Annotated in this window: 15 protein-coding genes and 1 tRNA gene; 11 read left to right on the plus strand and 5 right to left on the minus strand. The window is 43.6% G+C overall.

Going from position 1 to position 15,155, the window contains the following annotated elements; genetic code table 11:
- Positions 1-79: 79 nt before the first annotated feature.
- From G6R11_RS13040 to G6R11_RS13065, 6 genes are read left to right on the plus strand one after another with little or no spacing between them, the layout of a single operon-like run.
- A complete protein-coding gene (locus G6R11_RS13040) occupies positions 80-859 on the plus strand; it encodes a DUF3450 domain-containing protein (RefSeq protein WP_163133514.1) in 780 nt (259 codons plus the stop codon).
- Positions 856-2,190, plus strand: coding sequence for a MotA/TolQ/ExbB proton channel family protein (locus G6R11_RS13045; protein WP_163133515.1), 1,335 nt, complete (start codon positions 856-858; stop codon positions 2,188-2,190). Before G6R11_RS13040 ends, G6R11_RS13045 begins: the two co-directional genes overlap by 4 nt.
- Positions 2,180-2,719, plus strand: coding sequence for a MotA/TolQ/ExbB proton channel family protein (locus G6R11_RS13050; RefSeq protein WP_163133516.1), 540 nt, complete (start codon positions 2,180-2,182; stop codon positions 2,717-2,719). Before G6R11_RS13045 ends, G6R11_RS13050 begins: the two co-directional genes overlap by 11 nt.
- A complete protein-coding gene (locus G6R11_RS13055; RefSeq protein ID WP_163133517.1) occupies positions 2,716-3,120 on the plus strand; it encodes a biopolymer transporter ExbD in 405 nt (134 codons plus the stop codon). The genes G6R11_RS13050 and G6R11_RS13055 overlap by 4 nt, the downstream gene beginning before the upstream one ends.
- Entirely contained in the window at positions 3,120-3,758 is a 639-nt protein-coding gene (locus G6R11_RS13060; RefSeq protein ID WP_163133518.1) for a TonB family protein, read from the plus strand. Before G6R11_RS13055 ends, G6R11_RS13060 begins: the two co-directional genes overlap by 1 nt.
- Positions 3,751-4,944, plus strand: a complete 1,194-nt coding sequence (locus tag G6R11_RS13065) for a hypothetical protein (RefSeq protein ID WP_163133519.1) — start codon at positions 3,751-3,753, stop codon at positions 4,942-4,944. The genes G6R11_RS13060 and G6R11_RS13065 overlap by 8 nt, the downstream gene beginning before the upstream one ends.
- On the opposite strand, the gene G6R11_RS13070 is transcribed toward G6R11_RS13065, so the two are convergent.
- The 4 genes from G6R11_RS13070 to G6R11_RS13085 form a co-directional block, all read right to left on the minus strand.
- Entirely contained in the window at positions 4,941-5,387 is a 447-nt protein-coding gene (locus tag G6R11_RS13070; RefSeq protein WP_205472803.1) for a copper resistance protein CopD, read from the minus strand. The genes G6R11_RS13065 and G6R11_RS13070 overlap by 4 nt on opposite strands.
- 293 nt (positions 5,388-5,680) lie before the next feature.
- Positions 5,681-5,757: transfer RNA gene (locus tag G6R11_RS13075), tRNA-Pro, on the minus strand.
- Positions 5,758-5,844: 87 nt separating this feature from the next.
- Complete coding sequence (locus G6R11_RS13080) at positions 5,845-7,659, minus strand: DUF3413 domain-containing protein (RefSeq protein WP_163133520.1); 1,815 nt, start codon at positions 7,657-7,659, stop codon at positions 5,845-5,847.
- 27 nt (positions 7,660-7,686) lie between these two features.
- Positions 7,687-7,908 (minus strand): DUF1414 domain-containing protein, encoded by a 222-nt coding sequence (locus tag G6R11_RS13085; protein WP_163133521.1) that lies wholly within the window; start codon positions 7,906-7,908, stop codon positions 7,687-7,689.
- Between the two features lie 75 nt (positions 7,909-7,983).
- Here G6R11_RS13085 and yejK point away from each other — a divergent pair, with 75 nt between their 5' ends.
- From yejK to G6R11_RS13110, 5 genes are all read left to right on the plus strand, one after another.
- Positions 7,984-8,988 (plus strand): nucleoid-associated protein YejK, encoded by a 1,005-nt coding sequence (gene yejK / locus G6R11_RS13090; RefSeq protein ID WP_163133522.1) that lies wholly within the window; start codon positions 7,984-7,986, stop codon positions 8,986-8,988.
- A 285-nt stretch (positions 8,989-9,273) separates the two neighbouring features.
- The gene (gene malE / locus G6R11_RS13095; RefSeq protein WP_163133523.1) at positions 9,274-10,455 is read left to right on the plus strand and encodes a maltose/maltodextrin ABC transporter substrate-binding protein MalE; all 1,182 of its coding nucleotides are present in this window, start codon (positions 9,274-9,276) and stop codon (positions 10,453-10,455) included.
- A gap of 87 nt (positions 10,456-10,542) precedes the next feature.
- Positions 10,543-12,174 carry a maltose ABC transporter permease MalF gene (gene malF, locus G6R11_RS13100; RefSeq protein WP_163133524.1) on the plus strand — a complete coding sequence of 544 codons (1,632 nt, stop codon included), beginning with the start codon at positions 10,543-10,545 and terminating at the stop codon, positions 12,172-12,174.
- A 12-nt stretch (positions 12,175-12,186) separates the two neighbouring features.
- Positions 12,187-13,077, plus strand: a complete 891-nt coding sequence (gene malG / locus G6R11_RS13105) for a maltose ABC transporter permease MalG (protein ID WP_163133525.1) — start codon at positions 12,187-12,189, stop codon at positions 13,075-13,077.
- Between the two features lie 87 nt (positions 13,078-13,164).
- Positions 13,165-14,301, plus strand: coding sequence for an ABC transporter ATP-binding protein (locus G6R11_RS13110; RefSeq protein WP_163133526.1), 1,137 nt, complete (start codon positions 13,165-13,167; stop codon positions 14,299-14,301).
- 69 nt (positions 14,302-14,370) lie between these two features.
- Here the strand turns inward: G6R11_RS13110 and G6R11_RS13115 are convergent, their stop codons facing one another.
- Entirely contained in the window at positions 14,371-15,087 is a 717-nt protein-coding gene (locus G6R11_RS13115; protein WP_163133527.1) for a PilZ domain-containing protein, read from the minus strand.
- Between the last annotated feature and the right edge of the window lie 68 nt (positions 15,088-15,155).

Consider the following 15,155-nt stretch of genomic DNA (forward strand, 5'->3'; position numbering starts at 1 on the left):
TTGCGTTAAACTCTGCGCGTATTATTTTTGCCGTCAGCTTTATGTAAAAGCTGGCTTTATTAATCTATCGGAATGACTCATGTTTAGTGATTTTCTTCGAGTAAAAAGGCTCATTTTGGCCACTTGCTTAATCGCAAGCTTTTCTTTTAGCACTCAGGCTGAGCAATTAAATCAAGCTCGTGATCTTGAAGGGCAAATTATTGACCAAGCCAAGCACAGCCAGCAACGTATTGATAAGTCTAGTGATGAAGCGCTGGCTCTAGATGCTGAAATTCAAGCTTTGGAGCGTGAGATTAATCAACTTAGCATTTATAAAAATCACCTCGAGCGTTTGGTCGAGAGTCAGCAAGCAGAGCAGTTAAGCTTAGAGTCTCAACTTACTCAAATTGATTCTACCCGTTTGGGTGTGGTGCCAATGATGTATCAAATGCTTGACGGATTAGCAGAGCTACAGAGCCAAGATCTACCGATTCGAACTGAGCAGCGCCAACAACGCTTAGCTAATTTGAATGCACTTATGAGCCAAGCCGATATAAGTGATTCAGAGAAATATCGCCGAATACTAGAAGCCTACCAAATTGAATTAGATTACGGCCTTAAGCTGGGCAGCTATGAAGCGCAAATTGAGCTAGATGGATTGCGACAGGTTGAGCTATTAAACCTTGGCCGAGTGAGTTTAATTGCCCGCAGTTTAGATCATCAACACTATTGGGCCTGGAGCCAAAATCAACAACAGTGGCAAGCCCTGGCTAATAAAGAACATAACGATGCCCGTATCGCCTTTGACGTGGCGCATAAAGTTGCTGCGCCGAGCTTGCTAACGCTGCCTTTAGCAATTAGTGCGGAGGAGCTGAAATGAGACACTTATTATTAGTAGGTTTAGTGGCGTTGACAAGTCACCTCGCTGTAGCTCAAGAAAACTTGTTAACTACCACCCAGCAAGCTCAGCAGCAAGAGCAGCAGCATAACCAAAACCGAGAGCAGGGTTTTGAGCAAGATTTAGCCACACTTAAAAAGCGCCAAGCGGCATTACTAGCCCAGCGTGATGCCTTGATAGCCGACACCGATCAATTAAGTGGTGCTTTCGCCAATAATGAAAAATCTTTAGCTGAATTGGAAACAGAGCTTCACCTTGCTACAGGCAGCTTAGGTGAACTTTTTGGGGTAGTAAGACAAGCCGCCAAAGAACTGAACTTAGAATTGCAATCCAGCGCCTTAGTTGCAGATAAACCAGAAGTGTTAGCCACTTTAGCCACTATTGAACAGGCACGAGCGCTGCCCTCAATGCAAGAACTAGAAGGTTTGTGGCAAGCCTATGTAAGTGCTATTCAAGCCAGTGCTCAAATAACCTTACTTGAGCTGCCTTACTTTGATGGAGAAGGGCAACTACAACAGCAAAGCTTGCTGCGCTTAGGTGGTTTTGGCTTGGTTAACCAACAAGGCTATGTAGCATGGGATGGCACACAAGCTAAGTCTTATATTGTGCAGCCAGATTTGACGCCAACTATCGGTGGGTTGCAACAAGGCAGTAACGCCATTGTTAGCCTTGACCCAAGCCACGGCGGCTTATTGCAACAACTGGCCGAGCAGCCCAGTTTAGCCCAACGTTTTGCCCATGGAGGGGTGGTGGGTAAAATTATCGCTGGCCTATTTGCGATTGGTATGCTGATTGCCTTATATCGCGGTTTACGTTTGTTTATTACGCGCAGCCAAATTAACGCGCAACTTAAACGACCAGAGCAGCCGCAAAACAACCCGCTTGGGCGAGTATTACAAGCTTACAAGGCAGACCAAGATCAAGCCATTGAGGCCATTGAACTGCGTTTGCTTGAGCAAATAGTGGATGAGCAACAACAGCTAGAGCGCGGCTTAAGCATGATTAAATTACTAGCAGCGCTTGCGCCAATGTTAGGTTTGCTTGGTACCGTGACCGGCATGATTGAAACCTTCCAAGTGATTACTCAGTTTGGTAATGCCGATCCTAAAGTAATGGCCAGTGGTATTTCTATGGCGCTAGTCACTACCGTGCTAGGTCTTATTTCGGCCATGCCGTTATTGTTATCACACAACATTTTGCATGCGCAAGCCGAAGCCATTCGCAACATACTGGAAAAACAAAGCTTAGGTTTAGTAGCACAACGCGCCGAGGCCAACCATAGCTTAAAGGCTGTAAGCGACAATGCTGCTTGAGATAATTAACCAGTTTCCTGACTGGGCCAATATCAACGAGTTTATGCTACGAGGTGGTCCAGTTCTTTGGGCGCTGGTGGCAGTGGTTGCTTGTTTTTGGTTGCTTTGTTTAGAGCGAGTATTGTTTATTGCCTGGGATTTCCCTCGATTACAACTGGCTTGGACATCTCGCTGGGACGCGCGTAGCGAACAGAGCTCTTGGTTGGCGCTGTGGCAGCGTAATGCGTGGTTGAGTGAGGCTGAAAATGCCTTAAAACGACATTTCAATATATTGAAGTTACTGGTAGCGCTTTGCCCTATGTTGGGTTTGCTTGGCACCGTAACTGGCATGATAGTGGTATTTGACACCATGGCTAACCAAGGCAATGCCGACCCCCGGTTAATGGCTGCCGGTATTGCTAGGGCCACACTGCCAACTATGGCGGGTATGGTTGCGGCACTTACTAGCATGTTTGTTTATTCGCGGTTGTTGCGTTTTAGTCAGCGTAAGCAGTTGCACTTAGAGAGATTGTTAAGGAGTCGCCGATGAGATTAGGTCATCGCAGACAGCAGCACGAAGAGGCCCAAGTGGACCTTACTTCAATGCTAGATATTGTTTTTATCATGTTGATTTTCTTTATTGTAACCAGCTCTTTTGTTAGAGAGTCGGGCATGGAAGTGCAAAGGCCCCAAGCCAGCAATGCCGTTGCCCAAGCTAACGCAGGGATCTTTATTGCGGTAGATGCACAAAATCGAATTTACATTGATCAACGAGTAATTGATGTAGAACGAGTTCAGGCCAATTTAGAACACATGCTATTGGAACAACCCAGTGCAAAATTGGTGATTCAGGCTGACAAACACGCCTATAACGGAACTGTGGTAAAAGTAATGGATGGCGCTAAAGCGGCCGGTATTCAAGACATTGCTTTAGCAACCGAGTCACCTTAATGCTTCGTTTGCTATTAATAAGCCCGCTTGCTGTGTTATTGGCCTTAAGTTTGTTTGTGGCTATGAACTCGATGGTGCATTTTCAGCGCAGTGTTCCAGAAGATAACTCAGCCAAACCGAGTTTGTTTATTCAGTTGCAGCAGCCAGAAAGCGTAGCCCAACGTAGGCAACGCCGATTACCTGAACCCCCTGAGCCCATGCCGGAAGCACCAAGCACTAGCGCAATGAGCGCACCAGAGCAGGCTTCGGCAAGCAACCAACAACTTAGTGCTTTAGCCATGTCGAGTATAAGCTTTGAGAGCAGTGTGACTGCTTTAAGTTTATCGGCACCAAGCTTACCCAAAATAGCCAGTGTTCAGCAGCAAGAAATAATGCCTTTGCATCGGGTTCAGCCTCAGTATCCTGCACGCGCTAAAAGGCGCAACCTTGAAGGCTACGTAACGTTTAGCATATCCATCAATGAAGCCGGGCAGGTAGAAGACATTAAAGTGATAGAGGCTAATCCAAAGGGTGTATTTGAACGGGAAGCATTTAAAGCCTTATCTCGCTGGCGTTATCAACCGCAGTTAATTGATGGTAAAGCCGCAAAAATAACTGACCATACTGTGACCATTGATTTTGAGATTTCTGATGATTAGGGCTGTACTGCTAATTCTATGTGTTTGTGGCTTGGCTGCTCAGCAGCTAAGTGCGCAGGAGCTTAATCGAAAAAATGCCGAGCTAGTACTGCGAGCGTTTCAGCTTCAACAAGAAGGTGAGTTAGGCAAAGCCATTGACCAATTAGAACAACTTTCTCCAAGCGCCAGCTATGACCAAGCCTATGTCGCGAGAGTGCTGGGAGATTATTACTGGCGAGACGACCAGCCAGCTTTAGCCATAGCAAAGCTAAGCGAATCGGTGGAGTTAAATGTGCTGGCTCCCCAACAAGCCTGGGAAACCCGCAATATGTTGGCGGAAATCTTACTCAACGAACAGCAAGTTGAAGCCGCGTTAAAGCATTTTGATATACTGGTTTCTCGAGCTAGCCAACCAGAGTTAACTATCGTGCTTAGCCCGTCTCAATGGCAAAGGTTAAGAAACAACTTGGCCTATGTTTACTATCAATTGCAAGACTGGCCTTCGGTGCTTGAGCAACTTGCTGAGCTAGAAAAGCTGCAAAGCTTGGATATTAATCCACTAACCATGCGCTTTGTTGCTCAAGTGCAACTCAAGCAGCTAAAAGCCGCTATTGAAACCAATAAAGCGCTACTTGCCTTAGCGCCAGAAACCCTGCGCTGGTGGCAGCAATTAAGCGCCTTGTATAGTCAAACTCAACAACACCAGAAAGCCTTATCTACCTTGGTTTCTGCTGAGCGCTCTGGCTTGTCTTTAGGACAACACTTACTTAAGCATAAAGCGCAGTTATACGCATACTTGCAAGTACCAGAAAAAGCCGCCATGGCGTATGCACAGTTGGATAATGCTGGCTCTGATCTTCAGCTATTAAAGCGCCAAGCTCAGTTATGGCAGCAAGCAAGAGAGTGGCAGCACTCTGCTGACTATTGGCAAAAGTTGGCTCAACAAGAGCCAAAGTATAATCTGCAGTTAGCGCGAGTGTTGTTGCTAAATAAGCAGTACTCGCAAGCAATTAAAGCCTTAAACTTGGCTAAACAAGAAGGGCAGGAAGCTAAGGCACAATTATTGTTAGTGGAGGTACTGGTGGAAACAAAAGACTACCAGCAAGCCTACAATGCCGCGCAACGCGCGCACAGCATTGAACAGAGTAAACAAACTGAGCGGTGGCTTGAGTATTTATCGGCGCTGATTGCAGAGTCTGAAGTTTAAGCAAACCAACCTAAGCGAAAAGAAAGACCTACGATTACAAAGCCAATACTTAATATGGTCACTCCTATAATGTGAAAGGCCATGTCCCATAGCTTTTCTTCAGATAAGTTAGGTAACACTCTTAACTTGGCATCTATAGCTAAGCCAAATGTTAGGGAGAGTAATAATAACTTTGTGGCTATGGCGTGACTTATGGGGTTATTAAAAGCAAACCCTAAGCTCAGGTCTGGAAGCCATCGATAGGCCAGCAATAAGCCGGTAATCACTTGAATGATCAGCGCTGGCATTCCCACCTTTTCAAAACTTTGCTCAAAATCTAACAACATTTGTGGTGTTTTAGCTTTTAATACTTTGGGCAAAATCACAGTACTCAACACTATGTGCCCACCAGTCCAAACCGTTGCTGCAACGAGGTGGCTAATTAGCAAAAGGCTATAAATCATATGGTTTCCTTACCTATCTCTTAACCCATGTACTATAGGCTTGGCTTTAACAAACAGGCTTGATAATTATCAACTAGCTACGAGGCTTGAGGAATTCTGTAAGAAGGCTTTCTGGCGTATAGCACAGTGTGTTGAAACAGGCTTAAACGGGCGATGTTGTAAGTAACAATAGTTCGGAAAATGGTGTAAAAAAAGGGTGTTGAAAGGTCATCCTAGAGACGGGAGGGCAATTGTTGCCAGCTTGGTATTTCAGATAAAAAAGCCCGTAGCTCTTTGAGCTACGGGCTGCTATTTGGTCGGAACGAGAGGATTTGAACCTCCGACCCCCGACACCCCATGACGGTGCGCTACCAGGCTGCGCTACGTTCCGATTTGAGCACTGAATTTACTTAGCTATCAGGGTGCTGTCAATACACTGCTCTGGTTTTTGTGCTTAAGTGTTCACTCAATGTACAAATTATTGTTGTGGTTGATAAAAACGTTTTAAGTCGTTTAATACTTGTACCAACATTGGTACCGACACACGGGCGTTGCTGGATTTTAGATCGCGATCTAAAACCTGATAACTACCCGACTGATTGAAGAGGGTAATTTGGTTGTGTTGAACAACCGCTTGTTGTTCTTGATTACCAATTAGTATCCAATCGCGCTTACGCTTTTTAAACAAGTTTTGCCCGATACTATAGTTTGCGCTGGTAGATGCTACTGCAAGCATTTCTTCAAGTAGGGTAGGCATAATGTCGTTGTGGCTGGTATCACTGTGCAACAGTGAGGGATTTCTATCTGGCCAGCTAATGAATAAAGGCACTTGAGTTTGATAGCGGCTAAAGTTGCTATTGTTACCCCAATAGTTGCTATTTCCATCATTTAGCTCGTTTCCGTAGTCGGATGTAACCACTAAGATGGTGCGCTCTAACTGACCGCTTTGAGCCAATTGTTGGTATACCTTGTTCAGTTGCAAATCGACAACCGTTGCGGCGTCTGAGTAGTGTTGGCTTAAGGACTCAGGCGTCACTTCACTCATGGTTTCACCACTGCCATCATCGTATGCGGCAACGCCATTTAGATACAAAAAGTTAAACCAAGGAAGTTGAGCATATTGGCTTTGCTGCCACATTAGCCATTCCTGTACCGCTTTCTCATCGCCAGCTGCCCCGCCTGGCCATTTGGTCATATCAAGGTTTGAAAGCTCGCTAAAGCTGGTCCCAGCTAATTCAGGAAGGTTTAAGCCGCGACTGCTAAATAATTCAATTTGATAATTGCTGTCTTGAAGTGCAGACACCAGTACAGAGCCTTGGCTTTCGGTTTTAAAGCTCGGCCAATAGCTAGTTGGGATACCGTAGAACAAACTAAATAAACCTTCTTGGGGTTTATTGCTACCACTGTAGTGGCTAAAAAACTGACTAGAGCGTTTTGCTTGCTTCCAGCTATTTGGCATTGCTTGTTGATTAAGCATGTCCCAGCGTAAACCTTCTACAACTACAAGCATTAGGTTGTAACGTTGTTCAACTTGGTCGTATTTAAGCGGTGAGATAGGGTAGCGAAGTTGCCCTTGCTGCTCTTGCTCTTGAGCTTTGATTTGCTTGTAGTAGGCGTCTACATCAAAAATGCCTTGCTCTTGCAGGAAGCTTCGCGCCGTAAGCGGGTAGAACAAGGGGTAGTTATTCTTTTGTCGAGTAATGGTGGTGTAGTTGGTTGCATCGGCCCAAGCGTGTACAAAGTGGGTTAATAAAAAACAGATGAATAAGACACCAGCAATCGGTCCGCCTAAGCGTTTGTGTTCTAGGCGGCGTAAATACTTCCAACACAGTTTTGCAAGCCAAAGCTCTAATAAAAAGATGAAGGGTACTGATACAAACAATAAATTAAGCGTATTTGCTTGGCTGTTTTGCTCCTCATCGACAAGTAGTTCCAACAAAGCTGGATTTAGGTGCAAATTAAAAGTAGCAAAAACCTCAGTATCGACAATTAGCAAACTTATTCCGATGGTGGCGAACAATGCCCCCACAAAACGCATTGAGCGATTACTAGGTATAACAAAACTGAGAGGGAACAGGGTGAGCAAGAAAATAACAAAGGCTATAAAGGAGAATTGTCCTAACCAACTCACTATTAAATAGCTTTGACCTAAAAATGATTCCGGTGGCGTAGCCAGAACCAGATAACGTAGACCAACAATTAAGGCCAGAATTATATTCGATAAACAAAACCAGTGGCCCCAGCTGATAAGCTGAGACACTTTGTCGCGGTACTGTTTTGAGCTATTTACCATTGCGAGACAGAAAATCCTTTAGTGTGCTTATTTTTCTTCGTTAATCGAATTCTTTAGCGCTTTGGCAAAGCCCTCGGTGAGCTTTTTTCTTTGCTCAGGCGCAACACGCTGATTGATCATACAGGTAGCTGCATTGCCCAGTACCATTAGCGCCAAATCAGTGGTTACATTGTGATTGTCGACTACTTTGAGTACATCATTAAGTAATTGTTCCACCTGCTCTGTGGAATATTTTGAAACTATTGCCATTACTTCTCTGCAAATTTGCTAATAAAGACGCGTATAATACCCCACCTTGTCAGCAAACACTAACAGTAAGAGACTATGAGTATTTCCTTAAAACACCTTATTTTACATTCACTAGAGCTAGTTGAAGATGGCACCATTGGCTTGCAAGCGCGAGCCGAAGAAATGGCTCATAGCGAAGAGGCGCTTAGCTTAATAGAGAGCTTGCATCTCAACTATAGTGGACGAGCGGCTAAAGGCTTTGGTTTTTATAACCAAGAAAACGACAGCCCATTTAAGCAGCAACTTGATGCCTTGCTCAATCAAGAGGTAGATTTTCATAAATACAGTGTTGATGCGGGGACTGTATTGGTTGAAGAACTAAAGAAATATGATTTTGTTGAACAAGGTGTATTGCTTTTGGCCAACTACGAGCACGTTGCTGGCGAATACCTACTTGTTATGCTGTTAGAAAACAAAACTTCGCCTGCAGTAGACGATAGCTTAGAGCTTACCGCTAGCCGTTATTTAGAAACGAGCTCTGTGCAACTGGCTGCACGTATTGATATTACCGACATGCAACGTAATCCAGAATCTCAGCGATACGTTTCCTACGTTAAAGGTAGAGCTGGGCGTAAAATTGCTGATTTCTTTGTAGAGTTTTTGGGCTGTGACGATGGCCTAGATGTTAAAATGCAAAACGCAGTGCTGATGCAAGCGGTTGACGACTATTGCCAAGCCACTCAGTTAGATAAAGAAGAAAAACTCGCCTATAAAGATGAAGTTAAGTCTTATTGTGAGCAACAATTAAAGGATGGCGAAGAAATTGTAGTAGGGGAGTTAGCTAAAGCCTTACCTACTGCTGAAGAGAACGTAGATTTTTACCAGTTTGCCGCTGAGAATTACCCTCTTGAAGAGCAGTTTCCTGCTGATCGTACCGCACTCAAAAAGCTGGCTAAATGTTTTGGTCAAGGTAAAGGTGTGTCTGTAAGTTTCGAACAAAAATTGTTAGGAGATCGTGTTTTTTACGACGAAGCAACAGATACATTGACGATCGTAGGAATCCCTCCTAACTTAAGAGAACAATTGAAAAATAACAATTAAGTTAATTGGATTGCTTGAAAAGGTTATCAATTTCATTTTTGTAGTTTAATTACTACATGGAAAGGTTTTCAAGCTTATATTTTGTTTGATATGTTGTTTTATTACCACCGTTAGGTGATTAAATCACCTCTTGAGGCAGGCTGTACCTCGGTTTGGAGGTTTGTAGTATAATTTCAAAAGTGCGAGCTGAGTCATGTGTTAAGCCAGTCTTATGAGCTAGAATCTAGCTCAGCAAGTTACTCTTGCGACCCAAAAATAATCATAACGACAGTTAAGGAAAGGCTAATGAAAAAGACAATTCTTGCATCTGCTATAGCGGTTGCTTCTTTAGGCATGGCATCTAATGCTTTTGCTGCGATTGAAGAAGGCCAATTAACCATTTGGGTAAATGGTGATAAAGGCTACAACGGCTTGGCTGAAGTAGGTAAACGCTTTGAAGCTGATACTGGTGTTAAAGTAAGTGTTGCACACCCAGACGATGCCCCTGGTAAATTCCAGCAAGCGGCTTCAACTGGTTCAGGTCCTGATATTTTCTTATGGGCTCACGACCGTTTTGGAGACTGGGTTGATGCTGGTCTTTTAACCGAACTTAAGCCAAGTGCTGAAAAAAAAGCAGCAGTAGAAGACTTTGCTTGGAACGCGGTTACTATCGACGGCAAAGTATACGGCTACCCAATCGCTATTGAAGCGGTAGGTCTTATCTACAACAAAGACTTAGTGCCAAACCCTCCTAAGACTTGGGAAGAAATCCCAGCTCTAGATACAGAGCTTCAGAAGTCTGGTAAGCACGCTATCCTATGGGATTACAACAATACTTACTTCTCATGGCCTCTACTGGCTGCGAACGGTGGTTACATCTTCAAATACGAAAACGGTACTTATGACGTTAAAGATACCGGTGTAGCAACTGACGGCGCTAAAATGGGCGCTCAAGTAATTAAAGATCTTATCGAAAATGGTCATATGCCAAAAGGCGCTGACTACGGTGTAATGGACTCTGCCTTTAACAAAGGTGAAGTTGCAATGGTTATCAACGGTCCTTGGGCTTGGGATAACATGGAAAAAAGTGGCATCAACTACGGTGTAACTTACATTCCAACTATCAACGGTAACAAAGCTAAGCCAATGGTAGGTGTATTAGCTGGTGCGGTTAACTCTGCGTCACCTAACGCTGACTTAGCGGTAGAATTCCTAGAAAACTACCTTGTTACTAATGAAGGCTTGAAATCTGTGAATGACGATGTACCACTAGGTGCTGTAGCGCTTAAGTCGTACATGGAAGAGCTTTCAAGCGACCCTCGCATCGCTGCAACTTTCGCAAACGCTCAAGATGGTGAGCCAATGCCTAACGTAGCTGCAATGGGTAAATTCTGGTCTGCGATGGCAACATCTCTAACCAACATCACTAGTGGTCGTCAACCTCTAGAGAAAGCACTAGACGCCGCTGCGCGTCGCATAGCGAAATAATACGGTCATATTATTTCGGTCAGGAGGAGGATATTGGTCTATCCTCCTCTTTATTAATTTCGGTCAAATACAAAGGTTGTACATAAGATGGGTCTTTCTGCGTCTCCAGGTTTTATGCAGGGCAAGTATGCTTGGCTAAAACTGCTGCTGATCACAGCGATTGTATTGCTTAACGGCTATGCAATTGTTTTGATGTATGCAGGTGGTGAATATGCATTTGCATTGCTCACCCTTGTTGTTGTTTCTACCGGTGTTTACGTTTTTTTAAGTAAAAAAATGTATGCGCACAGATATATCTTCCCCGGCATTGCGGGGATGGTTGTATTTATCATCTTCCCTCTGGCATATACCATTGGCATTGCTTTCACCAACTATAGTGGCACTAACTTATTGTCGCTAGAGCGGGTAGAGCAGTTACATACCCAGAAGACTTACATGGCGAAGGGCGGTTCATTTAACTTTCAGTTACATCAAGAATCTGAAGGTAAATACGTTCTAGCACTATCTCAAGACGATAAGTTGTTTGTTACACGTCCTGTTGAAGTAGTGTCGAATGCTGATGTACGTGCTCGAAAACTTACGCTTAAAACTAAGCGAATTAAATTACATGAGGTTGACGCTCTTCCTGCAACGGATAAAGCGCCAATTAAAGAAATTATCTCTCATCGTCAGTTCTTCAATAGCATCTTACTGGTTACCCCAGAAGAGCATGAATTGGTTATGAATGGTCTTCGCAAGTTCTCTGCGATGAAGCCATTGTTTACCCGCCTAGAAGACGGAGTAGTACTAAAAGAAAGTGGTGCTATTCTTCCTGGCCCTTCAATTTTGCGTAACAACCAGACTGGCGAGCTCATGCTGCCAAATATGGAAACAGGTTTTTACCAATACATTGACGGTGACGGACAGTTTGTTGGCAGCCGTTTAGCACCTGGTTTTACTGTTAGCGTAGGCTGGAAAAACTTTGAACGTGTTGCTACCGATAAAGGTATTAAAGAACCGTTTATCGAAATCTTCATTTGGACAGTGATTTTTGCTTCAGCATCTGTAGCCTTTACCTTGGCTATCGGTATGGTGCTAGCTTGTCTAATTCAATGGGAGGAGCTTAAAGGTCGCGCCATATACCGCGTAGTACTCATTCTTCCCTATGCGATTCCCGCATTTATTTCAATCTTGGTGTTTAAAGGCTTATTCAACCAGAACTTTGGTGAAATTAACGAAATCTTAAATGGCTTGTTTGGCATTAAACCAGACTGGTTTACTGATCCAGTAATGGCCAAGTCTATGATTTTGATTGTTAACACTTGGTTGGGTTACCCCTACATGATGATTTTGTGTTTGGGTATGCTTAAGTCTATTCCAGAAGATTTATACGAAGCATCTGCAATGGATGGTGCTGGTCCCATTAACAACTTCTTCAACATTACTGTTCCGTTGTTAATGAAACCTCTAACACCATTACTGGTTGCTTCTTTTGCCTTTAACTTTAACAACTTTGTTTTGATTCAGTTATTGACTAACGGTGGTCCAGATATTATTGGTGCTTCAACACCAGCTGGTACAACCGACTTACTTGTAAGTTATACCTACCGAATTGCCTTCCAAGGTGACGGCGGTCAGGATTATGGTCTAGCTAGTGCCATCGCAACCCTAATTTTCTTAGTGGTAGGTGCACTCGCATTGATTAACTTGAAACTAACTAAAGCTGATAAAGCGGCGTAAGGAGAAGCTACTATGGCAATGGTTCAACCTAAATCATTGAAATATAGAAAACTAGCTACTCACGTAGTGCTATGTTTGTTTCTATGTTTAATTATTTTCCCATTATTAATGGTAATCACTATTTCATTCCGTACGGGTAACTTTGCGGTAGGTGAATTGATTCCATCAAACCCTACTTTAGATCACTGGCGTTTGGCCTTGGGGATTACAGTTGTAAACCCTGATGGTTCATTAACACCTCCTCCATTCCCAGTATTAACTTGGTTATGGAACTCAATTAAAGTAGCGGGTATCTCAGCCTTATTAATTGTTGCTCTATCAACTACTAGTGCTTACGCATTTGCTCGTATGCGCTTTAAAGGTAAAGCTACAATTCTTAACGGTATGTTGATTTTCCAAATGTTCCCATCTGTATTGGCCTTGGTTGCAATTTATGCCTTGTTCAACAAGATTGGTGACTACATTCCTTGGTTGGGTCTAAACACTCACGGCGGTTTAATCTTCGCTTACCTTGGTGGTATTGCACTACATGTGTGGACCATTAAAGGCTACTTCGAAACCATTGACCCGGCGCTAGAAGAGTCTGCAGCTATTGACGGTGCAACTCCTTGGCAGGCGTTTAGATTGGTATTGTTACCGCTTTCTGTACCTATTTTGGCAGTTGTGTTCATTCTTGCATTCATTGGTGTAATTACCGAAGTACCAATGGCATCTGTCTTGATGCAAGATGTTGATAAGCTAACGCTCGCCGTAGGTGCTCAACAATATCTCTATCCGCAAAACTACTTGTGGGGCGACTTCGCCGCTGCAGCTGTTTTGTCAGGATTCCCTATCACGCTAGTGTTCCTAATGGCTCAACGTTGGTTGGTCGGCGGGTTAACAGCTGGTGGTGTTAAAGGTTAAATTATTTGGGCGTAGCTACTGGTGTAGCTACGCAAAACAAGATTGATTGCGAGTAAAGCGAGCGCTTTACTCAGTTTGGAGCTAATAATGGCTGATGTAATTCTAAAAAATGTACGTAAAAACTACGACCCGGCAATTCACCAAGACACTTTGCGTGATATTAACTTAGACATTCAAGACGGTGAATTTGTAGTATTCGTTGGTCCGTCAGGTTGTGGTAAGTCTACACTTTTACGTATGATTGCTGGTTTAGAAGATATTACGAGTGGTGAGCTTAACATTGGTGGTAACTTCATGAATGACGTACCACCAGTAGAGCGTAACGTAGGTATGGTATTCCAGTCTTACGCACTATACCCACATATGGATTTACGCGAAAACATGTCTTTCGGCCTTAAGTTGAAAAAGGTTGATAAAGAAACAATTACAAAGCGTGTAGATAATGCTTCTGACATCCTAGGCTTAGACCCGCTTTTAGACCGTAAGCCTAAAGAGTTAAGTGGTGGTCAGCGTCAACGTGTTGCAATTGGTCGTTGTATTGTACAACAGCCGGGCGTATTCCTATTTGATGAGCCACTATCTAACCTTGATGCTGCACTTCGTGTGAAGATGCGTATCGAGATTGCTAAACTTCACAAAGAACTACAATCTACTATCATCTACGTTACCCACGACCAAGTGGAAGCGATGACCTTAGCGGATAAGATTGTGGTACTTAGCCCACTAGACCCTAACGCTGCAACTAACTTAGAGCAATACGGTTCTCCGTTAGATCTTTACCATAACCCTGCTAACAAATTTGTTGCTGGCTTTATTGGTTCGCCAAAAATGAACTTCATTGAAGGCGAGATAGTTGAAACTGGTGAGCAAGAAAGTAAAGTTAAATTGGTAACTGGTGACGTTATCACCATTGCAGTAGACACTAGCCGTGCAAGCGTTGGTGATTTAATTGAGCTAGGTTGCCGCCCAGAGCACTTGGTAGAAGATACCCATGCTCATGCAGAGAACTTCATAACAGGTACAGTAGTAGTTGCTGAGCACCTAGGTTCAGAGTCTTACGTTTATATGGACGTTAAAGGCTTTGATTTCACCTTTAAAGCACGCAGTGAATTCCCAACTCAAAATGGTGATGAACTACGTGTAGGTCTGCCAACTAAAGCGTGTTACCTGTTTGATAGTAATGGCATTGCGTTCCCACGTACTGCCAAGTACAACAAAGACTAGAAGTTGACCGTTAATTCAAAAGCGACCCTCGGGTCGCTTTTTTTGTGTCTAGAAACTATGTTTTGGATTTTATCCGGGGGTTTTGTTTTCTCGTTGAACTATTTCAAGCAGCGCACTTTCGATGAACTGCTGTTTAGTTTGCTCGTCTTCATCAAAGCTTAAACCGTAATGGACCTTTTCGGGTGAACGTTGCTCTAAATGCTGATTACAGATATTGGCTGTGATCGACAATGCTTCTTGCCCTTCCACGGCTAACTCTAGGGTGAAGGCCTTTTTAGTTAAGGGTAGAGGAATAGGGCGAGAAACAAATCCACCGCCGTTAAGTGAAAGGTCTTTTAGTAAACCATCAAAAGACTCTTGGCTATCGGCACTGGTGTTGAGCTTACATGGCAGAGAGATGGGTAATCTGCTGTGTTGGCGTAAGCTGATTTTTTGCACGTTACGTGGATAATCTAATACTACCCATCGGCCAACACTACTCATTAATTTAGATATAGAGCCTCTATAAGCAAAAATAGTGGCGTTTGGGTCACCTTCGTTAACAATGCGAACCACAATTGACTGACCTTCTCGAATTAAGTCTCTGGCAGCTTCCCAATTTTGATCCATGCCGCGAGATAGGATGACACACATGCCTGGTTCGATACCTATGAGGCGACTTCTTAAGCGTAGTGGCTTGGTGGGGGTAGGGATTTGCAAATGCACTTCGGTTTGACAAGGAAGGGCATTAAATTGCTTGAGAAGTTCAGGTGCTATTGGGTCCACATCAATATCTATTCTTTCCATGACATAGTTTAACCATATCATAGTTCGTGGCTGTTTGGACTGCAGGTGTATTGAGGCAATGACTAATC

It is taken from the genome of Agarivorans sp. Alg241-V36 (assembly GCF_900537085.1).
Taxonomy (GTDB): Bacteria; Pseudomonadota; Gammaproteobacteria; order Enterobacterales; family Celerinatantimonadaceae; genus Agarivorans.